Below are 23,804 nucleotides of genomic sequence, written 5' to 3' on the forward strand. Positions count from 1 at the left end.
TATGAGCAGCAAAGCAAAGAACATTGGCCTGATCGGACTGGGCATGGTGGCCGGTGTCGCCGCCTCCTTCCAGTTCTCGGCCCATGCACAGAAAGACATCAAGTCGCCGCTGCCGCTCGACGAGCTGCGCCAGCTGGCCGATGTCTATGGCCTGATCAAGACGGACTATGTCGAGCCGGTCGAGGACAAGAAGCTCCTGTCCGAAGCCATCGGCGGCATGGTCGCCTCGCTCGACCCGCATTCCACCTATCTCGACCAGAAAGCCTTCCGCGAAATGAAGGAGGCGGTGCAGGGCAAGTTCGTCGGCGTCGGCATCGAAGTGGCCAGCGAAGACGGCTATGTCAAGGTGGTGTCCCCGATCGAAGACACACCCGCGCACAAGGCCGGCATCAAGTCGGGCGACCTGATCACCCGCATCGACAACGTTCCGGTGCGTAATATGTCGCTGGACGAAGCGATCAAGCGCATGCGCGGCAAGGCCGGCAGCAAGGTCACGCTGACCATCGCCCGCCGCGGCGAAGACCGCCCGTGGGTTCTGCCGGTGGCGCGCCAGGAAATCGTGGTCCAGAGCGTCAAGGCCAAGATGGTGGAGCCGGGCTATGCCTGGCTGCGCGTGAGCCAGTTCCAGGAAAACACCGTCGACGAGCTGGCGAAAAAGGCCAAGGCCTTGTACGCGGAGAACCCGGACATCAAAGGCCTGGTGCTCGACCTGCGTAACGACCCGGGCGGCCTGCTGCCCGGTGCGGTCGGCGTGTCGGCGGCCTTCCTGCCCAAGCCGGATCAACTCATCGTCTCGACCAAGGGCCAGCTGGCCGATTCGAACCAGCAGTTCTACGGCCGCCGCGACCATTATTCCCAGCGCGGCGCTGACCCGCTGGCCGGCCTGCCGGCAGGCCTCAAGACGGTGCCGATGGTGGTGCTGGTCAATGGCGGCTCGGCCTCGGCCTCGGAAATCGTCGCCGGCGCGCTGCAGGACTACCAGCGCGCGATCGTGATGGGCAGCCAGACCTTCGGCAAGGGCTCGGTGCAGACCCTGCGCCAGCTGTCGGCCGACACCGCCGTCAAGCTCACCACGGCGCGCTACTACACCCCGAAAGGCCGCCCGATCCAGGCCACCGGCATCGTGCCCGACATGAAGGTCGACGAAACGCTCGAGGGCGATGCGCTGGCCGTGCTGCGCGTGCGCGAAGCGGATCTGCAGCGCCACCTGGCCAGCGAAGCCGAAGCCGAGAAGACCCCTGCCGCCAAGGATGCCCGCGCGGCACTGGACGCCCAGCAGCGCGCCATCGCCCAGCTGAAAGACCGCAAGCCGCTCGACTACGGCAGCAAGGACGACTTCCAGCTGGCGCAGGCGATCAACCATTTCAAGGGGCAGAAGGTCGTGCTGGCCAAGGCGGATCCGGATGCGGCCAAGCCGGCGGCGCCGAAGGGCTTGCCGGGGGCGGAGGCCAAGCCGCCGGAGCTGAAGGCGCCGGCGAAGAAGTAAGCGTTCGCAGTACGCTTTCAAAATGGGGTCCCCGCCTTCGCGGGGACGACGTTGCTTATTGTCGGTGGAGTAAACGTGGCGCGCCTCTTTAGCCGCCACCCCAAAGACCGTCGTCCCCGCGCAGGCGGGGGACCCAAGTTGACCTCCGTCGCACACCCCCGGCTCCAATGAACGACACCCAACTCCTGCGCTACTCCCGCCACATCCTGCTCGACGACATCGGCATCGAAGGCCAGCAGCGCTTGCTCGACGCCCACGCCCTCATTATCGGCGCCGGCGGCCTCGGTTCGCCGGCCGCGCTCTACCTTGCCTCGGGCGGCATCGGCAACATCACCCTGGTCGACGACGACCAGGTCGACCTGACCAACCTGCAGCGCCAGGTCATGCACACCACCGCGCGCATCGGCCAGCCCAAAGCCGAGTCCGGCCGCGCAGCCCTGCTGGCCATCAACCCCGGCATCGAGGTGGTTGCCCTGTGCGAACGCGCAGCAGGCGAGCGCCTGCTGCAGCTGGTCCGCGCCGCCACCGTCGTGCTGGACTGCAGCGACAACTTCGCCACCCGCCACGCCGTCAACCGCGCCTGCGTGGTGGAAGGCAAACCGCTGGTCTCCGGCGCCGTGATCCGCTTCGACGGCCAGCTCTCGGTCTTCGACACCACCAGGCCGGATACCCCGTGCTACGCCTGCCTGTTCCCCGAGGACAGCCACATGGAGGACGCGGCCTGCAGCACCATGGGCGTGTTCGCGCCGCTGGTGGGCGTGATCGGCGCCATGCAGGCGGCCGAGGCGATGAAGCTGGTGGCCGGCATCGGCCAGCCGCTGGCGGGACGCCTGCTGCTGCTCGACGGACGCGCCATGGAATGGACCGCCATCGGCGTGGCCCGCAATCCATCCTGCCCGGTCTGCGCGGCCCGCCATCCGGCGTAGAATCGGCCACACAATTAAGAAAGGCGGCGCACGGAAAGCTGGCATACAATTGCTAACCCGCAGCGGGCAAGTCCTGCTGACATCGGCTTAACCTGTTTCGCTTCAACCGACTTATTGCAAAGATTATCTATGCACATTGATTCGCAACGTAAGCAGCGCCGCGCACGCGGTTTCACCCTGGTCGAGATCATGGTCGTGGTGGTCATCATCGGCATCCTTGGCGCCCTGGTCGTGCCGAAGCTGCTGGGCCGCACCGGCGAATCGCGCGTGACCGCCGCCAAGGTCGACATCGCCACCATGATGCAGGCCCTCAAGCTCTACAAGCTCGACAACCAGCGCTACCCGAGCACCGAGCAGGGCCTTGTCGCCCTGGTCACCAAGCCGACGTCCGGCCCGTCCGCGAATGGCTGGAAATCCGGCGGCTATCTCGAAAAGCTTCCGAAAGACCCGTGGGGCAATGGCTACCAGTACCTGTCGCCAGGCATTCATGGCGAAGTGGACATCTTCTCGCTGGGTGCCGATGGCCAGCCCGGCGGCACCGGCGAGGATGCCGACGTCGGTTCCTGGGAATAAGGTTTCTTATGCGGGCCCATGGCGCCCTGCGCAGAGCAACCGGCTTCACCCTGGTGGAGCTGCTGGTCGTGATGGTCATCATCGGCATCACGCTGGGGCTCGCTTCGCTCAACGCCATCCCGTCGCCGCGCCAGAACCTGCAGCAGGAAGCCCAGCGCATCGCCTTGCTCCTTCAGCTGGCGCGTGACGAGGCCATCGTGCGCAACCGCCAGGTGGCCTTCGAGGCCAATCCCGAACGCTACCGCTTCATCGTGCGCAACGACACCGGCTGGGAGCCGGTCACGCGCGACGATTTGCTGCGCGAACGGAACTTCAAGAGCGGCCCGCTGCGCCTTGTGCTCGAACCCAATTCAGGCGCCAACCCGGAGGCGCTGCGCATCGTCTTCGGCCGCGAGCCGGTCGACAAGCCCTTCGTGCTGACCCTGGCCGCCGGCGACGACGCGGTCGCGATCCGGGCCGACGGCGTCGGACACTTTACGGTGGAGTGAAGCGTCCCATGACCATGCATCTGCGCCGCCCCTCCGCCGCAACCGGATTCACCCTGCTCGAAGTGCTGGTGGCGCTCGTCATCGTCGGCACCGCGCTCGGCGCCGGCCTGCGCGCGGTCGGCAGTCTCACCTCGAACAGCGCCGGCCTGCGCTCGTCGATGATGGCGACCTGGTCGGCCGAAAACCGGCTGGTGCAGATCCGCCTGGGCCGCGAATTCCCTCCTGTGGGCAAGCGCAATTTCCCCTGCGCCCAAGGCGACCTCCAGCTCATTTGCGAAGAAGAAGTCATCACCAGCCCGAACCCGCAATTACGCCGGATCGAAGTGTCGGTGTTCGACGCCGAACGTCCCGAGCGCCGCATCGTCAAACTGATACAGCTCGTCCTGAGGCCTTCCCGCACATGACTCCAGCTATTCGCTCAGCCACGCGGCAGCGGCGCGCCGGCTTCACCCTCGTCGAGCTGCTGGTGGCGATCAGCATCCTCGCCATCCTGGCCGTGCTCGGCTGGCGCGGGCTGGACGGTATCGTGCGCGCCCGCATCGCGCTCACCGAGAACATGGAAGTCACGCGCGGCATGCAGCTGGCGTTTGCGCAGATGCAGAGCGACGGCGAACACCTGGCCGAACGCGCCGTCATCGGCCGCCGTCCCAACCTGCAATGGGAAGACAACCGTCTCACGCTGGTGCGCAAGGTCTACAACGAAAACGAGCCGTCGCAGCTGGCCGTGGTGTCCTACCGCATCGTCAACGGCGCCCTGGTGCGGCGCGAATCGCGCGGCACGCGCGACCTGTCCCAGCTCGATGCGCTGTGGCAGGCCGCCGCCAGCGATGCACCCTCCGAATCGGCGCCGCCCGTCACGCTGCAGACCGGCCTGGCCGCGATGCAGGTCCAGTCCTGGCAGAACAATGCCTGGCACAAGGAACCGGTCCCGGTGGTCGAAGGCGCCCAGGCCGAAGAGGCGCGCGGCATCCAGGTCGCCCTCACCTCGCAGGGACTGGCCGGGCCGATGGTCAAGTACTTCCTGCTCGGGGGTACCTGATGGCCCGCCCGATGCCCCATTCGCTACGCCAGCGCGGCGTCGCCGTCGTCACCGCTTTGCTGCTGACCACGCTGGCGATCTCGATCGTCGCCAGCCTGTTCTGGCAGCAGCAGGTGCAAGTGCGCTCGATGGAAAACCAGCGCCTGCAACTGCAGACCCAGTGGATCCTGCGCGGCGCGCTCGACTGGGCCAGCCTGGTGCTGCGCCAGGATGCCTACACCTCGCAATACACCTCGCTCGACCAGGTCTGGGCCACGCCGCTGGCCGAGACCCGGCTCGACCAGTACATCGAACGCGAGCGGGTCGAAGGCGAGACCTTCGATGCCTCGCTGTCGGGTAACATTGTCGACGCCACGGCGCGTTACAATCTGGCCAACCTGGCGCAGAACCGGCAGCGCGTGAAGGCGCAGGAAGAAATTTTCAAACGGCTGCTGACGCAATTGCGCCTGGACGCGCGGCTGGCCGAGCGGGTCGGGATTTTTGTTGCGCAGGGCCAGCAGGCGGCCGTATTGGACCCGCAACAGCAGCAGGAACAGCAGCAACAGCAGCAGGGCGGCGCAGCCCAGCTTGTGGTGCCGCCGGCCAACGGCGTGCCGATTCCGGTGCTGCAGGTGGACGACCTGCTGGCGGTGCAGGGCGTCACGCCGGAAGTGCTGGCCACGCTGCGTCCCTACCTGATCGTGTTGCCGGTGGGGTCGACGCCGCTGAACGTGAACACGGTGCCGGCCGAGCTGCTGGCGGCGCTGGTGCCGGGCATGTCGCTGTCCCAGGCCAACACCCTGGTGGCGCGCCGCAAGACCGCGCCATGGAACAACGTCGAGCAGTTCAAGTCGGAAGCCCGGTTGACCGACGATGCGGTGCCGTCCGACGCCTACGGTATCAAGAGCAGCTGGTTCATCGTGCAAAGCCGTATCCGCCTGGACCGCGCCGCCCTGAACGCCGAGTCGCTCATCGCGCGCAAAGATGGCGTGATCGGCGGCGGCGGCACCGATGTAATCTGGACCCGCCAAAACTAGAAGAAAGCGAGACAGTTTGACTACACTTTATATCCGGCACCCGGCGCGGGCCGAAGGCGAGGGCGCACTGTGCCGCTTCGCCGTGGTATCCGACACCGGCGCCATCGAGCAGCAAGGAGAAGGCGCGCTGCACAACTTGGGCGACGTGGTCGCCGCCTGCCGCCGCGTGGTGCTGCTGCTGGCCGGCGCCGACGTCACCATGCTGGCGGTCCAGGCCCCGCCCCTGAGCAGCGCACGCCTGCGCGCAGCCCTGCCGGGCCTGGTCGAAGAGCAGATCCTGGGCGACCCGCTCGACTGCGTGCTGGTCGCCGGTCCCGCCTTGCCCGACGGCCGCCGTGCGGTCGGCGTGGTGCACCGCAGCTGGCTCGAGCAAATGGTGAAGGCCTTGCTCGGCATGGGTGCGCGCGCCGTCGCCGCCATGCCTTCGCAGCTATGCCTGCCGCTGCTGCCGGGGAGCGTGAGCGCCGCCATCGGCCATGGCGAATTGCTGCTGCGCCAGGGCCAGTACGAAGGCATCGGCCTGGCGCTCGACGGCAACCCGGAAGTCGCGCTGCAGACCGCGCGCGCGCTGTCCGGCGACGCACCCATGGTGCTATACGTGCCGCAGGAGCAGCTCGGCGAATACCAGGCCCTGCTGCTCGAGGCCGGTCCCGGTGTCACGCTGGAGGCCGATGCGTGGGAGCACTGGATCGCCGGATCAAAAACCTCGACCCTCGACCTGGTGCCCGGACTGGGCACCGCCGGCGTCGCCCAGCGCGACTGGAGCCGCTGGCGCTGGCCGATCCGCCTGGCGCTGGCCGCGGTCGTGGTCAACATCATCGGCGTCAACATCGAGTGGCTGCGCCTGAAGCGCGAAGCCGATGCGGTGCGCCAGGAAATGGCCCAGACCTTCCGCAGCGCCTATCCGAACCAGCCGGTCATCGATCCGGTGGCGCAGATGCGCCAGAACATCGCGCGCGCCAAGCTGGCCGGCGGCCAGATCGGTACCGACGAGTTCGGCTGGATCGCCGGCGTGTTCGGCGAGGCGGTACGCGGTCTCGGACGCCCGCCCGGCATTGCGTCAATGGAGTTCCGGGAACGCGCGCTGACCGTGCGCGTCAAACCCGAAACGGTTGATCCTGCCTCAAGTGGCCAGTTGCGCGCCGCGCTTGGGGCGCGCAATATGACCTTGGAAGAGACCGCACCCGCCACCTGGGTGATCCGCAGTACGGCACTCGGTACAGGAGGCACCCAATGAAGGCTGCAGCAAACATCGGCGCCAGATTCGGCGCCGTGCGCGAACGCGCGCTGGCCTACTGGCTGGCCCGCACCGAGCAGGAGCGCAAGTTCCTGGCCATCGGCGCCGCCGTCGTCCTGGTCTCGCTGGTCTATGCGCTGCTGCTGGCCCCGGCCATCGAAGGGCGCGACACCCTGCGCCGCTCGCTGCCGGCGTTGCGGCAGCAGGCGGCCCAGCTGCAAACCCTGGCTGCCGAAGCCTCCACCGTGGCCGCCAACCCGGCCCCGCCCGCGCCGCCCATGACGCGCGAAGCGCTGCTCGCCAGCATGGGCCAGCGCGGCCTCACGGCCGGCTCGATCACCCTGACCGGCGAATACGCCAAGGTCCAGTTCAATGGCGTGTCCTTCGCCAACCTGGCGTCCTGGCTCGATGCCCAGCGGCGCGAGAACCGGGTGCAAGTGCAGGATGCCGCCTTCACGGCGCTGGCTGCCGTAGGCCAGGTCGATGCCACCCTGACGCTGCGCCAGAATAATGGCGCGGCCCAATGAAGCGTTTCTTCCTGTGGCTGGTGCCGACCGCGCTGGCCGTGCTGGTCACGGTGCTCGCCTTCCTGCCTGCCTCGTGGCTGGGCCCGGTCGTCGAACAGCAGACCGGCGGGCGTTTGACTCTGGGAGATGCGCAAGGTACGCTCTGGAACGGCTCGGCTTTCGTGGGCGGGGCGCCGGGCCAGAGCGGAGCGGTCACGCCGCTGCTGCCGGGACGCTTTGCCTGGACCCTGTCGCCGCTGGTGCTGTTCGGCCAGGTCAGCATGACCTTGGAAAACCCGCAGGCGCTGGTGCGCCCGGTACGCATCGAAGGCAGCTGGTCGCAGTGGCAGGTGAGCAGCGGTGAATTGCTGCTGCCGGCCGAAGGCCTGGCCGGGCTCGGCGCGCCGCTCAATACGCTGGCGCCCTCCGGCACCATCCGGCTGGTATGGAACACGCTCGACCTGCTGCGGCAGCCCAATGCAGTGGCCATCCAGGGCCGCACCGTGCTGACCCTGTCGGACATGGGCTCGCGCATGTCGCCGGTCAAGCCGCTGGGCAGCTATGAAATGGCATTCAACTGGCGCGGCAACGCGGCCGACCTGAATTTGCGTACCGTGCGCGGTGCGCTGTTACTGTCGGGCTCAGGTATGCTGCAAAACGGCCGCCTGCGCTTTTCCGGACAGGCCTCGGCCGCCGAAGGATACGAAGCGACGCTGGGCAATATGCTCAACCTGCTGGGCCAGCGTCGCATGGTGAACGGCAAGAACATAATCGCACTCGAGTTCAGATAATGAAAACAATGACCCGAACCACTTCCCGTCTTCCGGCCCTGCGCCGTCTTGCCGCCGGCGCCATGCTGTGCTGTGCTGCTACCGTGCTGGCGCCCGCGCCGGCCTGGGCCCAGGATAGTGCGAACGCCGCGGCGCTGAGCTTCGTCAACGCCGACATCGAGTCGGTGATCAAGGCCATCGGCCACTACACTGGCATGACCTTCATCATCGACCCGCGCGTGAAGGGCACAATCACCCTGGTGTCGGAAAAATCCCTCAGTAAAACCCAGGCCTTCGGCCTGCTGACCTCGACGCTGCGCCTGCAGGGCTATGCCGTGGTCACCAGCGGCGACGGCTATGCCAAGGTTGTGCCGGAAGCCGAAGCCAAGGCCCAGTCCTCGCCGACCCAGATCGGCGGCGTGCGCGCCAGCAAGGCGACCGGCGACCAGATCGCGACCCAGGTGTTCTACCTGTCGTACGAGTCGGCCGCCAACCTGACCGCCGTGCTGCGCCCGCTGATTTCGCCGAACAATTCCATCATGGCGAACCCGGGCAACAACACCCTGGTCATCACCGACTACGCCGACAACCTGCGCCGCCTGGCCAAGATCATCGGCGCGCTCGACACCCCGGTGGCGGCCGACCTCGACGTGATCCCGATCCGCAACGCGATTGCCAGCGACATCGCCGCGCTCGTCAGCCGCCTGCTGGAACCGGCGGCCGGCGGTGATTCCGGCCGGGTCAGCGTGCTGGCCGACCCGCGCACCAATTCGGTGGTGGTGCGCGCACCCTCGCAGGCGCGCGCCAACCTGGCCAAGACGCTGATCGCGCGCCTCGATGCGCAGACCTCGTCGCAAGGCAATATCCACGTCGTCTACCTGAAGAACGCGGACGCCAGCCGCGTGGCCCAGACCCTGCGCGCCGTCGTGTCGCAGGATGCTTCCGCGGTGCCGGTGCAGCAGCAAGGCACCTCGGGCGGCTCGATCCAGGCCGGCAGCACCACCGGTGGCCAGGGTGGGCAGGGCGGCCTCGGCGGCCAGCAGGGCCAGCAGAGCGGCGGCGGCATCGGCGGCAGCGGCAGTTCCTTCGGCCAGCAGGGCCAGCCCACGGCGGGCGGCGCCGGCGGCAGCCAGGGTTCGGGCTTCATCCAGGCCGACGCCTCGACCAACAGCCTGATCATCACCGCCCCGGACGCGATCTACCGCAACCTGCGCGGCGTGATCGACATGCTCGACGTGCGCCGCGCCCAGGTCTACATCGAGGCGCTGGTGGTCGAGGTCACTTCCAACAAGGCCTCCGAATTCGGCGTGCAATGGGTCGGCGCCAGCGGCGACGCCGACAGCAAATACCGCATCGGCGGCCTGCAGTCCTTTGCCACCAACGGCAACAGCAATATCGTCAACCTGGCCGCCGCCGCCACTACCGGCCTGTCCGGCGACTCGATCCCGAGCCTGCCGGGCGGCCTGTCGATCGGCCTGTTCCGCCAGGTGGCCGGCAACCTCGGCCTGGGCGCGGTCGCGCGCTTCCTCGAGAACGATGGCAATGCCAACATCCTGTCGACGCCGAACATGATCACGCTCGACAACGAGCTGGCGACCATCAAGGTCGGCCAGAACGTGCCGATCATCACCGGCTCGTTCACCACCGGCACCAGCGGCAGCTCCAACCCCTTCCAGACCATCGACCGCAAGGACGTCGGCCTGCTGCTCAAGGTGCGCCCGCAGATCTCGGAAGGGGGTACCATCAAGATGGCGATCTACCACGAGAACTCGAGCGTCGACACGTCCACCCGCACCCTGGCCTCGGGCGTGACCACGAACGTGCGTGCGATCGAAACCAATGTGCTGGCCGATGATGGCCAGATCGTCGTGCTCGGCGGCCTCATCGAAGACACCGAGGGCGATGGCGAAGAGAAAGTACGCGGCCTGGGCGACATCCCGATCCTGGGCAATCTGTTCAAGTACCGCAGCCGCAACCGGACCAAGACCAACCTGATGGTGTTCCTGCGCCCGGTGGTGGTGCGCAGCAAGGAAGCCTCGGCTTCCCTGGCAATGGACCGTTACGAATACATGCGCGGCGTGGGTGCTGCCGGCCAGACGCAGCAGGAATCCGTCCTGATGCGCGACCTCGGCGCACCGCTGCTGCCGCCGCTGACCAATGGCCAGCCGCCGACCGGCGGTGCGATGGCGACCACGCCGGTGCAGACGACCCCGGCGGTGGGTAGCGCGCCGGGTGCGGCCAGCGGCCAGCCGGTTCCGCAGGGCCAGCAAGTACAGTCCCAGCAGCAGCGTCCCGGCTCGCAGTTCCGTCCGGTCACGCCATCGAACCAGAAATAAAGCGACCATGAACAATCTGTTGCCTTACGCCTTTGCCCGTGACCACGGCGTGCTGGCGCGCAGCGGCGACGACGCGGGCCAGGCCATCGAAGTGCTGGTCTCCGGCGCCACCGCTCCCGCCGCGATCGCGGAGGTTTCGCGCCGCTTTGGCCGCATCGCCCTGCGCCGCCTGGAGCGCGACGAGCTCGACGACGCCATCGCCAAGGCCTATGCCGGCGCAGGCGGCGACGCTTCGCAGGTGGTGGACGAGTTCGACGCCGACCTCGACCTCACCAGGCTGCTGCAGGACGTGCCGGCCATCGAAGACCTGCTCGAATCTTCCGACGACGCGCCCGTGATCCGCATGATCAATGCGCTGCTCACGCAGTCGCTGCGCGAAGGGGCCTCGGACATCCACATCGAGCCCTTCGAGCAGACCTCGGTGGTGCGCTTCCGCGTCGACGGCGCGCTGCGCGACATCGTGCGCCCGAAAAAAGCCATCCACGCCTCGCTCATTTCCCGTATCAAGATCATGTCGCAGCTCGACATCGCCGAAAAGCGCCTGCCGCAGGACGGCCGCATCACGCTGCGCATCGGCGGCAAGCCGGTCGACGTGCGCGTCTCGACCCTGCCAACCGGCCACGGCGAGCGCGCCGTGCTGCGTTTGCTCGATAAAGAAGCCGGGCGCCTCGATTTAAGCCACCTGGGCATGGCGCCCGGCATGCTGCCGCAGTTCGACCGCCTGATCAACCAGCCGCACGGCATCGTGCTGGTCACCGGCCCGACCGGTTCCGGCAAAACCACCACGCTGTACGCCGCGCTGTCGCGCCTGAACGCCGCGACCACCAACATCATGACGGTGGAAGACCCGATCGAGTACGACCTCAACGGCGTCGGCCAGACCCAGGTCAATGCGCGTATCGGCATGACCTTCGCCAAGGCCCTGCGCGCGATCCTGCGCCAGGACCCGGACGTGATCATGATCGGCGAGATCCGCGACCTGGAAACCGCCCAGATCGCGGTGCAGGCTTCGCTCACCGGCCACCTGGTGCTGGCCACCCTGCACACGAACGATGCCGCCTCGGCCGTCACCCGCCTGCTGGACATGGGCATCGAGCCCTTCCTGCTGTCTTCTTCATTGCTGGGCGTGATGGCCCAGCGTCTGGTGCGCAAACTCTGCTCGCAGTGCAAGGTGCAGGATGCGACCGGCTGGCATGCGGTCGGCTGCGAGCGCTGCGGCCACACCGGCTACCATGGCCGGGTCGGCGTCTACGAGCTGCTCGAAACCACCGAAGAAATCCGCGCCCAGATCCACAACCAGGCTTCCGAAGCCGACATCCGCGCCGCCGCCCAGAAGACCGGCATGAAGATGATGCGCGAGGATGGCGAGCGCTGGCTGCTTGATGGCACCACGACACGCGCCGAGCTGGTGCGCGTGACCAAGGACTGACCGGATGCCCGCCTTCCGCTACGAGGCCGTGGATGCCGCCGGCAGCACCCGCAAGGGCGTGGTCAACGCCGACAACCCGCGCTCGGCGCGCGCCGACCTGCGCACGCAAGGCCTCACGCCCCTGAACGTCGAGCAGATCGCGGCCCAGCTCGATGATGCCGGCGTGGCCAGGTCGCGCGGCTTCGGCGAGCGCCTGTCGCAGGTCGAGCTGGCGCTGTTCACGCGCCAGCTGGCCAGCCTGCTGGAAGCCGGCCTGCCGCTGGAACAGGCGTTTACCGCGCTGCTGGAACAGGCCGAGCGTCCCTATGTGCGCGACCTGATCGCCTCGATCCGCTCCGAAGTCATCGGCGGCTCTGCCTTCTCCAGCGCACTGTCGCGCCACCCGCGCGACTTCGCCGAAATTTACCGCGCGCTGGTGTCATCCGGCGAGCAGATCGGCCAGCTCTCGCGCGTGCTGTCGCGCCTGGCCGACTACATCGAGCGCCGCAACGCGCTGGTGCAGAAGGTGCGCCTGGCCTTCACCTATCCGGCCATCGTCACCGTGGTCGCCTTTGCCATCGTCATCTTCCTGCTCACCTATGTGGTGCCGCAGATCGTTTCGGTGTTCGCCAACACCAAGCAAAAGCTGCCGCTCTTGACCACGATGATGCTGGCAGTGTCGGACTTCGTGCGCGACTATGGTATCTATGTCGGCATCCTCCTGGTGGGCGCATTCTGGATGTGGCGGCGCGCGCTGCGCAACCCCGACCTGAAACGCCGCTGGCATACCTGGCTGCTCACCGCGCCCATCTACGGCAAGTTCGAGCGCAGCCTGAACACCGCGCGGTTTGCCAGCACTCTGGCGATCACCACCGGCTCGGGCGTGCCGATCCTGCGCGCGCTGGAAACCAGCCGCGACACGCTGTCGAACGTGGCGATGGCCGAACTGGTCGAGCAGGCGACGGCCAGCGTGCGCGAAGGCGTGAGCCTGGCGCGCGCCCTGTCGGCGCAGAAGCTGTTCCCGCCGATGCTGGTGCACATGATCCGCGCCGGCGAAATCACCGGCGAGCTGCCGGCCATGCTCGAGCGCGCGGCCAATTCGCAGCAGGCCGACCTCGAGCGCCGCACCCTGACCATCGCCGGCCTGCTGGAGCCGGTGCTGATCCTGGCGATGGGCCTGGTGGTGCTGCTGATCGTGCTGGCAGTGCTGATGCCGATCATCGAAATCAATCAATTGGTCCAATAAGCTGAGCCGGAAAAACAAGCAAGGAACCTGATGAACAAGCGTTTGCCCTTACTCTTTACCCTGCTCGCGCTGATCCTGCTGGCGGTGTCGATCGCCTACTGGTTCCTGCAGCTGTACAAGCCTGCGCAGCGCCCGCTGGCGCCGCCCCCGATGGTGGCCCAGGCCGAGCCGAGCCCGGACGCGGCCGCCACCCTGTTCGGCGGCCAGCCGACCGTGGTGGCCGTTTCCAGCTACCAGCTTACGGGCGTCGTCTCGGCCGGGCGCGACAGCGCCGTGATCCTGGTGGCCGAGGGCTCGCCGCCGAAAGCCGTACGCATCGGCCGCGAAATCATGCCGGGCGTGACGGTGGCCGAAGTGCATCCGCGCTACGTGATGCTGTCCGAAGGCGGTATTATGAAGCGGGTCGAGCTGGCCCAGGCCGCCGGCGCCTCGCAAGGCGGCGGTGCCATGATGCCGCCCCCACCGCAGCCGGTGGCGGTGGCGCCGCCCCCGGGCGTCGAGCCGCAAACCTCGCCGGGCGCCGTGTCCGCGCCGCCGGGCATGGCAGCCGGCGCGCCGGTCGGCCGCGGCGCCGGTCCACCGCTGCCCGACACCCCCGCGCCAGCCGAGCCGCAGAACGATCCGGCCGCCGCCGACGCCACCGCCCCGCCCCAGGGCGCGCAGCAGCCGCCACCACCGAACCAGGTGCAGATGCCGCCGCCGACCCGCTCGGTCAACAGCCCGGTGGGACAGCCCTCGCAGGTGCAGTAAGCCACAAGGCCGCAGTCGATGCGGCCTTGTTCGTTTAGACAGGAGGATTCCGGCATGCGCCTCGCCCTGAGCATCTTCACCTGCGCCGCTGTGTTCCACGCACCGGCTTGGAGCAGCGAAACCAGGCCCGTTCCCGCGCCGGTCGACGCGCATGTGCGCGCGGCGATGGCGCAAGCCGGGGTGCGGGGACTGGCACTGGGCGTCATCGACAATGGCCAGGTTTCATACACCGCAAGCTGGGGTGTGCGCAACGCGGCAGGGCAGCCTTTGACGCTCGACACCGTCATGTACGGCGCCTCGCTGACGAAAATGGTGTTCGCCTACACAGTCATGCAACTGGTGGAAGAGGGCAAGCTGGGCCTGGACGAGTCCATTGCGCGCTACCTGCCCAAACCCCTGCCGGACTATCCGGATGAACCGGGCTACGGGCCCTGGAGCCACCTTGCAGGCGAGGCGCGCTGGCGCAAGCTCACCCCGCGCATCCTGCTCACCCATTCCTCGGGCTTTGCCAATTTCGCCTTCGTCGAGCCCGACGGCCGGCTGCGCATGCATTTCGATCCGGGCGCGCGCTATGCCTATTCCGGCGAAGGCCTGATCCTGCTGCAATTCGTCCTCGAGCGCGGCCTGGGGCTGCGGGTCGGTGCCGAGATGCAGCGCCGCGTGTTCGACCGATTCGGCATGAAGAGCACGAGCATGAGCTGGCGGCCGGATTTCTCCGCCAACCTGGCCGATGGCTGGAATGCCGACGGCAAGGCCGAGCCGCATGACCAGCGCAGCCGGGTGCGCGCCGCCGGTTCCATGGATACGACGATCGCTGACATGGCCCGCTTTGCCGCCGGCTTCATGCACGGTGAAGGCCTGGCGCCAGGCGTGCGCGCCGAGATGCTGCGCCCGCAATTGCCGATCACGACCGCCACCCAGTTTCCTACCCTGCAGCCGGAGGTGCGGCCGGCGGGCCGTCACCCGGGTGTGAGCGCCGCACTTGGCGTCGTGACTTTTTCAGGGCCGCAAGGGCCGGGCTTCTTCAAGGGCGGGCACAACGATACGACCGGCAATATGCTGGTGTGCATCGAGCGGGGACGGCGCTGCGTGGTCCTGCTCGCCAACGACGTCCGGGCCGAGCGGCTCTTCCCCGGCATCGTGGCGCGCGTGCTGGGAGAGACGGGCATGCCCTGGCGCTGGGAGTACGGCGACCAGCTGCAGGCGCCGCCCGCGCCGACTAGCCCCGCCGCAAGGCCGTAAACGCCGCGAATTCCCAGGACCTGAAGCCCAGCAGCAGCGTGTAGCCCTCGCGCTCGCCAGGGGGCAGGCGCCGGTCGTTGCGGTGCAGGCGCGCCAGTTCCCCGGCCAGCTGTTCGATTTTCTGCCCCAGCTCCTGGGCACTTGCCGCCGACAGCCGCGCCGGCAGGCACATCAGGGCTTCGCCGGGCCGGTCGAACCTGCCGGCAAAATAATCTTCCACCACGTGCTCGCGGAAATAGCGCTGCACCGGCCCGTCCGGCAGCCAGCGGAAGGCGTTCGAGACGCGCAGGCTGTAGCGGTTCAGGGGTTTGAGTTCGATCAGCCCGAGGCGGTCGAGCTCGGCCAGCAGGGTGATGCATTCGGGCTCGGTCAGGCGATAGGTTTCGATCACCTGTTCCACGCTCCAGTGCCCGAGGCAGCAGATCGCCATGAGCAGCAGGCGCGGCTTGGCCACCAGCGAGGTTTCCTGCGGCAGGGTGAGGGCGTCGGCCTGCGGCCGCGCATCGGCTGCGCGCCGCAGCACGTCTTCCAGCGCGATGCCGGTCACCTGGCAGATCTGCGCCAGCCGCGACAAGGCCATGTCCTTCTGCCCGAACAGGCGCTTGACGCTCGATTCACTCACGCCGATGCGGGTGGCCAGCTCCTTGTACGTGATGCTGGCCGCGCGCAGTTCCGCGCGCAGCACGTCGAGTACCAGCTCGGGTGAACTCATGGATGTCCTGTGGTGGATGGGCGACGGCTGACTGTAACCGTGAATGGCCGCCCTCGCAAGATGCGAGGGCGGACAGGCCAGCCAGGCCGCCGCATCCGGCGCCGGCCGATACGCCTCGATGCGGCGGATCGGTGTGAGCAGCCAGGCGCAGGCGGCCACCGCCATCAGCTTGGGCGAGTGGCGGTCGACCATGGCTCCGCCGAGCAGGATGAACACGGCGCGCGCAATACCCATCAACGCAATCACCAGGCCCAGCCCCAGCGCGCTTCCTGTCAGCTGGAGCACCAGCCAGGGCAAGGCCACGAGGGTGAGCTGGTCGGCCCAGGTTAGACATCACGCTGCCTGACATTGCCTGTGCATACCGGCATCGGCATGCACCGGGGCAGGACAAAAAAAGGCGGGCACGCATGCGCGGCCCGCCAAGGGGAATCAGTCAGCAGGGAGGATGCCGGTCAGTCGTCGTCCGCCACCAGCTTGGCCTGCTTGAGCGCGCGCTTGGCCTGCTGGCGCTCGCTCGACAGGGGCTTCGCGTGCGCACCGGCCGACCTGGCCTTGGCCAGCGCCGCGATCGGGTTGCGCGGCTTGAGTGCTTGCTGGGAAGGCTCGATCCGCAGCCGCATCTTCTGCCGCGTCGCCAATGCCTTGTTTGCCATCGCCGTCTCCTCTCCTGGAATCACAGCACGTAGCGCGACAGGTCCTCGTTCACCGCGAGCTTGTCGAGCCGGTCATTGACATAGGCCGCGTCGATCGTCACCACCTGCGCCTGTTCGGCGCCGGCGCTGAACGAGACTTCCTCGAGCAGCTTTTCCATCACCGTGTACAAGCGGCGCGCGCCGATGTTCTCGGTGCGCTCGTTGACCGAGAACGCGATCTCGGCCAGGCGGTGGATGCCCTCGCTCGTGAAATCGACGGTCACGCCTTCGGTCGCCAGCAGCGCCTCGTACTGCTTGGTCAGGCTGGCGTCGGTCGAGGTCAGGATGCTCTTGAAGTCTTCGATCGACAGCGATTCGAGCTCGACCCGGATCGGGAAGCGCCCCTGCAGTTCCGGGATCAGGTCGGACGGTTTGGCCAGGTGGAAGGCGCCGGAAGCGATGAACAGGATGTGGTCGGTCTTGATCATGCCGTACTTGGTGTTCACCGTGGTGCCCTCGACCAGCGGCAGCAGGTCGCGCTGCACGCCGGCGCGCGAGACGTCGGCGCCGCCGTGCTCGGAACGGGTGGCGATCTTGTCGATCTCGTCGAGGAAGACGATGCCGTTCTGCTCGACGTTGGCGATCGCCTTCTGCTTGAGCTCATCCTCGTTGACCAGCTTGGCGGCCTCCTCGTCGACCAGCAGCTTCATCGCGTCCTTGATCTTCATCTTGCGTGGCTTCTTGCGGGCGCTGCCCACGCCGGCGAACATCGACTTGATCTGCTCGGTCATTTCTTCCATGCCCGGCGGCGCCATGATTTCCATTTGCGGCGCCACGTCGGCCACGTCGATCTCGATCTCGCGGTCGTCAAGCGAGCCTTCGCGCAGGCGCTTGCGGAAGGTCTGGCGGGTGGTGTCGCCTTCCTTGCCGTCGGCGCCCGGGGCAGGCGTGTTGAAGCCGAAGTCGCGCGCCGGCGGTACCAGGATGTCGATCACGCGGTCTTCGGCCGCATCTTCGGCGCGCTGGCGCACCTTCTTCTGCTCGCTGGCGCGGGTTTGCTTGACGCCGATGTCGATCAGGTCGCGGATGATGGTGTCGACGTCGCGGCCGACATAGCCGACCTCGGTGAACTTGGTGGCCTCGATCTTGATGAAGGGCGCATCGGCCAGCTTGGCCAGGCGGCGCGCGATCTCGGTCTTGCCCACGCCGGTCGGGCCGATCATCAGGATGTTCTTGGGGGTGATCTCGTGGCGCAGCGGCTCGGCCACCTGCTGGCGGCGCCAGCGGTTACGCAGCGCGATCGCGACCGCGCGCTTGGCCTTGCCCTGGCCGACCACGTGCTTGTCCAGTTCCGAGACGATCTCGGGCGGCGTCATGTTCATGATGGGGGACTGGTTCATTCCAGGGTCTCGATGATGTGGGACATGTTGGTGTAGATGCACAGCTCGCCGGCAATAGTCAGCGCCTTCTTCACGATCTCAGCCGGCGTCATGTCGGTATTTTCGTACAAGGCCTTGGCGGCGGACTGGGCGTATACGCCGCCCGAGCCAATCGCCCCGAGACCGTCTTCGGGCTCGAGCACGTCGCCGTTGCCGGTCAGGATCAGGGTGACTTCGCGGTCAGCCACCAGCAGCATCGCCTCGAGCTTGCTCAGCATGCGGTCGGTGCGCCAGTCCTTGGCCAGCTCGACCGAGGCGCGCAGCAGGTTGCCCTGGTGCTTTTCCAGCTTGCCTTCGAAGCGGTCGAGCAAGGTGAAGGCGTCGGCGGTAGCGCCGGCGAATCCGCACAATACCTTGCCCTGGTACAGCGTCCGCACCTTGCGCGCCGAGCCCTTCATGACGACGCTGCCCAGCGTGACCTGGCCATCGCCGCCCAGCGCAACCTGGTTGCCGCGCCGTACGCTGACGATGGTGGTGCCGTGAAATTGTTCCATTTTTAGCCTCGTGGTTGTCTAGCATCCCGCAGATGGGGTGGCTGCATAAAATTGCAAGATGAGCTCAACATTAATTGGAGGGGCGTTCGCAGCTCGCTTGTCCACGATTACTGAGTGTCCACGAAACGTGGACAGAGACTTAAAAATGGACAGTGTCCGTCTCGCGCATGCCTCGGCAATACCGGCCGATAGCCGGTAAGGTGCACCGACGCGCTAATACCGGTGCGGATACAGTCGGATGCCGCCGCTCTCGCCATAGCCGAGCAGGCGCAGCAGCGCAGCGGCCAGGTGGTTCAGCTCGCGCAGTTCGACGCGGCGGCCTTGCAGGGTGTGGGGGCGCAGGCGGCCCTGCAGCGCGGTCGCGCAGGCGTAGTCCATGCGCGCCAGCCGCGAGCAGTCCAGCACCAGGAGCTCGCGCCCCTCGGCATAGGCATCGATCGCCTCGAACAGGGGTGCGCAATTGCCGGCGACGAGCGGCGGCAGCAGGAAACGGTCGCCGGCCACCGGCGCCGGGGCGGCGGCGGTGACATGTTGCGGCGTCTCGAAGGAGGGCGGCGACACCTCGAAGGTGACGCAATAGTCCATCGCCGACTCCTCGAAATCCTTTTCGAGGCCCAGCAGCAGGAGCAGCTCAAGCAGCAGCAGCCAGGGCGCTTCGCCCGCGCTGCGCTCGCCGATGACCAGCATCGGGCGCAGCACGGCCAGCACGGTGTCGGCGCCGGCCAGCACCAGCTCGCGTCCGTCCCGGCGCAGCGTTTGCAGGGCCGCCAGCAGCAGGGCGCAGCCTTCGGCATCGCTGCTGCGCACGGCGCCGACGTCGATCCGCACCAGCGGCGAGTTCGACGCGAGCAGGCGCTGCAGGCGCGGGTCGATACTGCCGTCGAGCACGGGGCCGAAGGATTCGGAAGCGGCGATGCCGGCCACCTGGGCCGGGGCCGACGCCGGCGTCAAGGGTTGCCAGGCCGGCGGCGAGGTCTCGAAATGGCTGGCGTAGTCGATGGCGATGCTCTCGAACTCGGCTTCGCGCCCGGTGGCCTGGTAAAGGTCGAACAGCATCCACCAGGGCAGGCGTTCGGTTTGCCCGAAGCCCTCCAGGCTCTCGCGCAGCACTTGTTCGGCCAGCGCGGCCTGGCCGTTGGCATACAGGATGGCGCTTTCCTCGACGGCGGGCGCGCTGGCCGGCAGCGCCGCAGCCTCGGGCGCCTCGTCGGCCGTAGCCGGCTCCGTGTCGGGGGAGGCGGCGGCCGGAAGGCTGGCAGGGGCGGCAGCCGGACGGCGCACGGCGCTGCCCCAGGCCGGTTCGTCGTTGAAGATGTCGGAGGCCATCGCCAGCTCGATCTCGTCGATCTTGGCGGCGGTGGCGCGCGCGATCTCGCGCTGGCGGTCGCGCTCGGCTTCGCTGTGCAGGCGCGAAGGCTCGCCGGCACGCAGGCGCGTGTCGGGCGTGGCAAGGAAACCCTCGCCAGGCGCGTCGTTCTTTTTCTTCAGGAAGGAGAACAGGCCCATCGGATCGCCAGTGGTTAAATGAACAAGTCCAGAACGTGCATGACGGTAGCACGGCTGCGCCCGGCGTGTGCTGCGCGCACGCTGCCCTGCGCTGCCGGAGTGGCCGACGCACGATGTGACGCACGATGTGGCGCACGAGGTGACGCACGCTAGTGTATCCGATGGGAAATGAAAATGACTGTACCCGAGACTGGCAGGGCACAAAAGAAAAAAGCATGCGCCTTGCGGAGCATGCTTCTTCGGTAGGGAAAGGGCGGATCAGTCGCCGTAGAGCTTTTGCTTGAGTTCGCGGCGCTGCTGGGCTTCCAGCGACAGGGTCGCGGTCGGGCGGGCGATCAGGCGCGGGATGCCGATCGGTTCGCCGGTTTCTTCGCACCAGCCGTATTCGCCCGAGTCGATCGATTGCAGCGACTGCTGGACCTTCTTGAGCAGCTTGCGCTCGCGGTCGCGGGTACGCAGTTCGAGTGCGTGCTCTTCTTCGATGGTCGCACGGTCGGCCGGGTCGGGGACCAGGACGGTTTCGCGCAGGTGCTCGGTGGTTTCTCCGGCGTTTTTCAGCAGTTCCTTTTCCAGCTCCTGAAGCCGGTTGCGGAAGAACGCCAGCTGGGCCGGATTCATGTAGTCGTCGTCGCCCATCACCCGAATTTCATCTTCCGTCAGAAGGCGTTCTTCGAGCTGCGCGGCGGTATTCGGTTTCGTTGTTTTAGTCATGATGCCTTCGATACGACAGAGGTTTTCATTTTAGCAGCAAACTCAGCATTAACACCTTGCAACACGGTGACCATGAGGCTGCTGCCCGGACGGCGACCGCCGTCCTTCGCTGCCTGTCCCGACCCTGAAACAGAGGGGATGGGACGGATGCCCGGATGCATCTGGCGCCATGTTGCTGGCACCGTCGCCTGGCCTGCCGGACATCGTCGTGGCAGGTCGTCATGCGGGGCCCGGGCCTGCCCGCAAAACTGATGTAGTTTATACCAAACACTGTTCGAGTCCGCGGATAAATACGTCTTTTGGTAAATTTTTACCAATAAATACCATTTTGCTGCCACGGGTTTCGTTCTCGCCCCACTTTGCGCCGAGGTCACTGCCCATGATTTGATGCACGCCTTGGAAAACCACCTTGCGTTCGGCGCCGGCCATCGACAGCACGCCCTTGTAGCGCAGCATTTGCGGGCCGAAGACCTGCACCATGCTGCCCAAGAATTGATCAAGGCGCTCCGGGTCGAAGGCGCGCTCGTTTTTGAACACGAAGGCGGCGATGTCGTCGGTATGGTGGCTGTGGTGGTGGTCGTGGGTGGCGCAGGCCTCGCTGTGGACGTGGTCGTGGCCGCAGGCTTCGCCGTGCTCATGCTCGTGGCCGTGATCATGCTCGTCCTCGGTGCGCAGGAAGTCCGGGTCGAGTTCGAGCTTGTCGTTCAGGTTGAAACCGCGCAGGTCGAGCACGTCCGAGATCGGCGCGCGGCCGAAGTCGCTCGTCGTGATCGGCGCGCGCGGGTTGATGCGGCGCAGGCGGGACTTCAAGGCGTCGACCGCGGCAGCGTCGACCAGGTCTGTCTTCGAGAGCAGGATCTTGTCGGCAAACCCAACCTGGCGCTGGGCTTCCTCGTGCTGGTCGAGCTGATCCATCGCATGGCGCGCATCGACCACGGTGACCACGGCGTCGAGCATGTAGTTAGCGCCCACTTCTTCATCCACGAAGAAGGTCTGCGCCACCGGGCCAGGATTGGCCAGGCCGGTGGTTTCGATCACCACGCGGTCGAAATTGATCTCGCCGGCGGCGCGCTTCTGCGCCAGGCTGTTCAGTGCCACGATCAGGTCGCCGCGCACGGTGCAGCAGATGCAGCCATTGTTCATCTCGACGATCTGCTCGCCGGTATCGCGCACCAGGATTTCGTTGTCGATGTTTTCCTGGCCGAATTCGTTCTCGATGACGGCGATGCGCAAGCCGTGGTCCTCGTGCAGGATGCGGTTGAGGAGGGTGGTCTTGCCGGCACCGAGGAAGCCGGTAAGGATGGTGCTGGGAATCGGTTCCATGTTTGCCAAATATCTGGTTGGGCCCGCATCGGGGCCGAGAATCGGCCGATTATGCCGGATTTCGTGTCACATCACCATCAACCGTGCAGCGTCTTGACGCAGCTCATATCGAAACGCCAAAAGCTGAACAGTCCTGTGAACCTTATTTGCTTTTTGCGCGCGGATGGGCGCGGTCGTACACGGCGGCCAGGTGCTGGAAGTCGAGCGACGTATACACCTGGGTCGAGGTGATGCTGGCGTGGCCGAGCAATTCTTGTACCGCGCGCAGGTCACCCGAGGATTGCAGCAGGTGCGAGGCGAACGAATGGCGCAGCACGTGCGGATGGACGTTCACCAGCGTGCCGGCGCGCAGGGCATGTCCCTTCAGGCGGTTCTGCACCACACGCGGCGTGATGCGGGTTGCGCGCGCGGACAGGAAGAGCGCGGCGCTGCTGTCGCGCGCGGCAGGACGCACCGCCAGCCAGGCGGACAGTGCAGTACGCGCCTGGGCGCCGACCGGGACTCGCCGCATGCGCCGGCCCTTGCCGGTGACCACGACTTCGCCGGCCGCCAGGTCGAGCCAGCCGAGCGAGGCGGGCAGGCCATCGCCGCCTTCGTGATAGACCATGTCGAGGCTGGCAAGTTCCGACACCCGCAGGCCGCTCGAGTACAGCAGTTCGAACATGGCGCGGTCGCACAGCTCGGCCGGCTCGGGATGGCCGTGGGCGTTGGCTTCCATTAGCTGCACGGCATCGTCGACCGACAGCGCCTTGGGCAGGGTTTTCGGGCGGCGCGGGGCGCGCACGCCGTCGACCGGGTTGGCCGCCAGCGCCGTCTGGCGCGCCAACCATTCATAGAAGCCGCGCCAGCCGGAGAGCTTGCGCGCGATCGAACGCGCCGACTGGCCGCCGGCATGCAGTTTGGCGGCGAAGCGGCGGATGTCGTGGTGGGTCAGGCGCGGCCAGTCGTCGTGGCCGGCAAGCGTGGCGAGTTCGAGCAGGTCGCGCCGGTAGGCGGCGACCGTGTGCGGCGAGAGCTGGCGCTGGGTGGCCAGCTCGCCGAGGTAGCGGGCCGGCCAGTCGTGATGCGGAGGCGACTGCTCTGGCGCCGCAGTCATGACGTCAAGCGCGCAGCGGCGCCAGCGCGGTGCTGGCGGTGGCGGCGATGTGGGCCAGGAAATCGGTCGCCATGGTCGCGGTGAAGCGGTCGGCGTCGGGGGCGCCCAGCACCAGCAGGCCAAAGCACTTGCCATCTGCACTCAGGGGCATCAGGACGGTCGAGCGCACAGCAAGCGGGTCGTCGAGCCAGCGCACCGCTTCGAAATCGTTGTTCAGGCCGCAGTAGGGCGCGCGCAGGCCGGCGGCGAACAGGCGCGCATCGCTTGAAACGCCCTGGGTGAACCAGGCATCGGCATGCTCGGGCGCCAGGTCCCACAGGCGCAGGGTGACTTGCGGCACCATGAATTCGGTGCGCAGCGCGTCGGCCAGGTCGCGCGCCATCGCGGCGCCGCCATCGGAGCCCAGCAGGGCCTGGTTCCAGGCGTGGAAACGGTTGGCGATCGCGTGGTTTTCTTCGGCGCGGCGGGTCAGCTCGGCCAGGCGCAGTTCCAGCACGCGGTATTTGCCGCGCATGACTTCCATCTGGCGCTCCTGCAGCGACACGGCGCGGCCGGTTAGCGGGCTCGACAGTTTGACTTCGCCCAGCAGGCCGGCGTGCTCCTCGAAGAACTGCGGATGGTCGAGCAGGTATTGGACAACGGCGTTGGTGTCGAGCGTGTCAGTGGTCATGAATAAGGTCGAAGGTAAAGGAATCCGGCGGTCATTTTACCTGAGGCTAGGGGGCCGACGGACATAAAAAAAGACGCCCGGGTGAACTGAACCCCAAAAGTTGGACACCAACTTTTGGGGTTTTTTCATGTCGAAGTACAGTGAGCAATTTAAGCTCGCCATCGTCCAGCAGTACCTTTCCGGCACTGCGGGTTACAA

The 23,804-nt window shown here is 67.0% G+C and carries 24 protein-coding genes; 15 read left to right on the forward strand and 9 right to left on the reverse strand.

Features of this window, described 5'->3' with window-relative positions:
• Position 1 precedes the first annotated feature (1 nt).
• The 15 genes from AC56K1_RS09155 (at position 2) to AC56K1_RS09225 (ending at position 15,023) form a co-directional block, all read left to right on the forward strand.
• Positions 2-1,486, forward strand: a complete 1,485-nt coding sequence (locus AC56K1_RS09155; RefSeq protein ID WP_497157527.1) for a S41 family peptidase — start codon at positions 2-4, stop codon at positions 1,484-1,486.
• A gap of 167 nt (positions 1,487-1,653) precedes the next feature.
• Positions 1,654-2,412, forward strand: a complete 759-nt coding sequence (locus AC56K1_RS09160) for a HesA/MoeB/ThiF family protein (RefSeq protein ID WP_497157528.1) — start codon at positions 1,654-1,656, stop codon at positions 2,410-2,412.
• A gap of 129 nt (positions 2,413-2,541) precedes the next feature.
• Positions 2,542-2,985 carry a type II secretion system major pseudopilin GspG gene (gene gspG / locus AC56K1_RS09165; RefSeq protein WP_497157529.1) on the forward strand — a complete coding sequence of 148 codons (444 nt, stop codon included), beginning with the start codon at positions 2,542-2,544 and terminating at the stop codon, positions 2,983-2,985.
• 8 nt (positions 2,986-2,993) lie between these two features.
• A complete protein-coding gene (locus AC56K1_RS09170) occupies positions 2,994-3,473 on the forward strand; it encodes a GspH/FimT family pseudopilin (protein ID WP_497157530.1) in 480 nt (159 codons plus the stop codon).
• A gap of 8 nt (positions 3,474-3,481) precedes the next feature.
• Positions 3,482-3,877 carry a type II secretion system minor pseudopilin GspI gene (gspI, locus tag AC56K1_RS09175; RefSeq protein ID WP_497157531.1) on the forward strand — a complete coding sequence of 132 codons (396 nt, stop codon included), beginning with the start codon at positions 3,482-3,484 and terminating at the stop codon, positions 3,875-3,877.
• Positions 3,874-4,512: a PulJ/GspJ family protein gene (locus AC56K1_RS09180; protein ID WP_497157532.1), complete on the forward strand. Its 639-nt coding sequence runs from the start codon at positions 3,874-3,876 to the stop codon at positions 4,510-4,512. Before gspI ends, AC56K1_RS09180 begins: the two co-directional genes overlap by 4 nt.
• Before the next feature lie 11 nt (positions 4,513-4,523).
• Positions 4,524-5,528, forward strand: coding sequence for a type II secretion system minor pseudopilin GspK (gene gspK / locus AC56K1_RS09185; RefSeq protein WP_497157533.1), 1,005 nt, complete (start codon positions 4,524-4,526; stop codon positions 5,526-5,528).
• Positions 5,529-5,544: 16 nt separating this feature from the next.
• Positions 5,545-6,765 carry a type II secretion system protein GspL gene (gene gspL / locus AC56K1_RS09190; protein WP_497157534.1) on the forward strand — a complete coding sequence of 407 codons (1,221 nt, stop codon included), beginning with the start codon at positions 5,545-5,547 and terminating at the stop codon, positions 6,763-6,765.
• Positions 6,762-7,292, forward strand: a complete 531-nt coding sequence (locus tag AC56K1_RS09195; RefSeq protein ID WP_497157535.1) for a type II secretion system protein M — start codon at positions 6,762-6,764, stop codon at positions 7,290-7,292. The genes gspL and AC56K1_RS09195 overlap by 4 nt, the downstream gene beginning before the upstream one ends.
• Positions 7,289-8,062 carry a type II secretion system protein N gene (gene gspN / locus AC56K1_RS09200; RefSeq protein WP_497157536.1) on the forward strand — a complete coding sequence of 258 codons (774 nt, stop codon included), beginning with the start codon at positions 7,289-7,291 and terminating at the stop codon, positions 8,060-8,062. The genes AC56K1_RS09195 and gspN overlap by 4 nt, the downstream gene beginning before the upstream one ends.
• On the forward strand, positions 8,062-10,377 hold the full coding sequence (gene gspD / locus AC56K1_RS09205; protein WP_497157537.1) for a type II secretion system secretin GspD: 2,316 nt from the start codon (positions 8,062-8,064) through the stop codon (positions 10,375-10,377). The genes gspN and gspD overlap by 1 nt, the downstream gene beginning before the upstream one ends.
• Positions 10,378-10,384: 7 nt before the next feature.
• The gene (gspE, locus tag AC56K1_RS09210; protein ID WP_497157538.1) at positions 10,385-11,806 is read left to right on the forward strand and encodes a type II secretion system ATPase GspE; all 1,422 of its coding nucleotides are present in this window, start codon (positions 10,385-10,387) and stop codon (positions 11,804-11,806) included.
• Between the two features lie 4 nt (positions 11,807-11,810).
• Positions 11,811-13,031, forward strand: a complete 1,221-nt coding sequence (gspF, locus tag AC56K1_RS09215; protein ID WP_497157539.1) for a type II secretion system inner membrane protein GspF — start codon at positions 11,811-11,813, stop codon at positions 13,029-13,031.
• A 30-nt stretch (positions 13,032-13,061) separates the two neighbouring features.
• Positions 13,062-13,781: a hypothetical protein gene (locus AC56K1_RS09220; protein WP_497157540.1), complete on the forward strand. Its 720-nt coding sequence runs from the start codon at positions 13,062-13,064 to the stop codon at positions 13,779-13,781.
• 54 nt (positions 13,782-13,835) lie between these two features.
• Complete coding sequence (locus AC56K1_RS09225) at positions 13,836-15,023, forward strand: serine hydrolase domain-containing protein (protein WP_497157541.1); 1,188 nt, start codon at positions 13,836-13,838, stop codon at positions 15,021-15,023.
• Here AC56K1_RS09225 and AC56K1_RS09230 read toward each other — a convergent pair.
• From AC56K1_RS09230 to AC56K1_RS09270, 9 genes are all read right to left on the reverse strand, one after another.
• Positions 15,001-15,735, reverse strand: coding sequence for a helix-turn-helix domain-containing protein (locus AC56K1_RS09230; RefSeq protein WP_497157554.1), 735 nt, complete (start codon positions 15,733-15,735; stop codon positions 15,001-15,003). The two genes, AC56K1_RS09225 and AC56K1_RS09230, sit on opposite strands and share 23 nt — an antisense overlap.
• A gap of 452 nt (positions 15,736-16,187) precedes the next feature.
• A complete protein-coding gene (locus AC56K1_RS09235; RefSeq protein ID WP_497129384.1) occupies positions 16,188-16,388 on the reverse strand; it encodes a hypothetical protein in 201 nt (66 codons plus the stop codon).
• A gap of 20 nt (positions 16,389-16,408) precedes the next feature.
• Positions 16,409-17,749, reverse strand: a complete 1,341-nt coding sequence (gene hslU, locus AC56K1_RS09240; RefSeq protein ID WP_497157555.1) for an ATP-dependent protease ATPase subunit HslU — start codon at positions 17,747-17,749, stop codon at positions 16,409-16,411.
• A gap of 14 nt (positions 17,750-17,763) precedes the next feature.
• A complete protein-coding gene (gene hslV, locus AC56K1_RS09245) occupies positions 17,764-18,300 on the reverse strand; it encodes an ATP-dependent protease subunit HslV (protein WP_497157542.1) in 537 nt (178 codons plus the stop codon).
• Positions 18,301-18,513: 213 nt separating this feature from the next.
• Complete coding sequence (locus tag AC56K1_RS09250) at positions 18,514-19,806, reverse strand: STAS domain-containing protein (RefSeq protein WP_497157543.1); 1,293 nt, start codon at positions 19,804-19,806, stop codon at positions 18,514-18,516.
• Between the two features lie 258 nt (positions 19,807-20,064).
• On the reverse strand, positions 20,065-20,517 hold the full coding sequence (dksA, locus tag AC56K1_RS09255) for an RNA polymerase-binding protein DksA (protein ID WP_497157544.1): 453 nt from the start codon (positions 20,515-20,517) through the stop codon (positions 20,065-20,067).
• Positions 20,518-20,775: 258 nt separating this feature from the next.
• Positions 20,776-21,840, reverse strand: coding sequence for a CobW family GTP-binding protein (locus tag AC56K1_RS09260; RefSeq protein WP_497157545.1), 1,065 nt, complete (start codon positions 21,838-21,840; stop codon positions 20,776-20,778).
• A gap of 142 nt (positions 21,841-21,982) precedes the next feature.
• The gene (gene xerC / locus AC56K1_RS09265; protein ID WP_497157546.1) at positions 21,983-22,936 is read right to left on the reverse strand and encodes a tyrosine recombinase XerC; all 954 of its coding nucleotides are present in this window, start codon (positions 22,934-22,936) and stop codon (positions 21,983-21,985) included.
• Positions 22,937-22,940: 4 nt separating this feature from the next.
• Entirely contained in the window at positions 22,941-23,606 is a 666-nt protein-coding gene (locus AC56K1_RS09270; RefSeq protein WP_497157547.1) for a DUF484 family protein, read from the reverse strand.
• Positions 23,607-23,804: the final 198 nt, after the last annotated feature.

Source organism: Telluria sp. ZB4P37, from assembly GCF_059685855.1.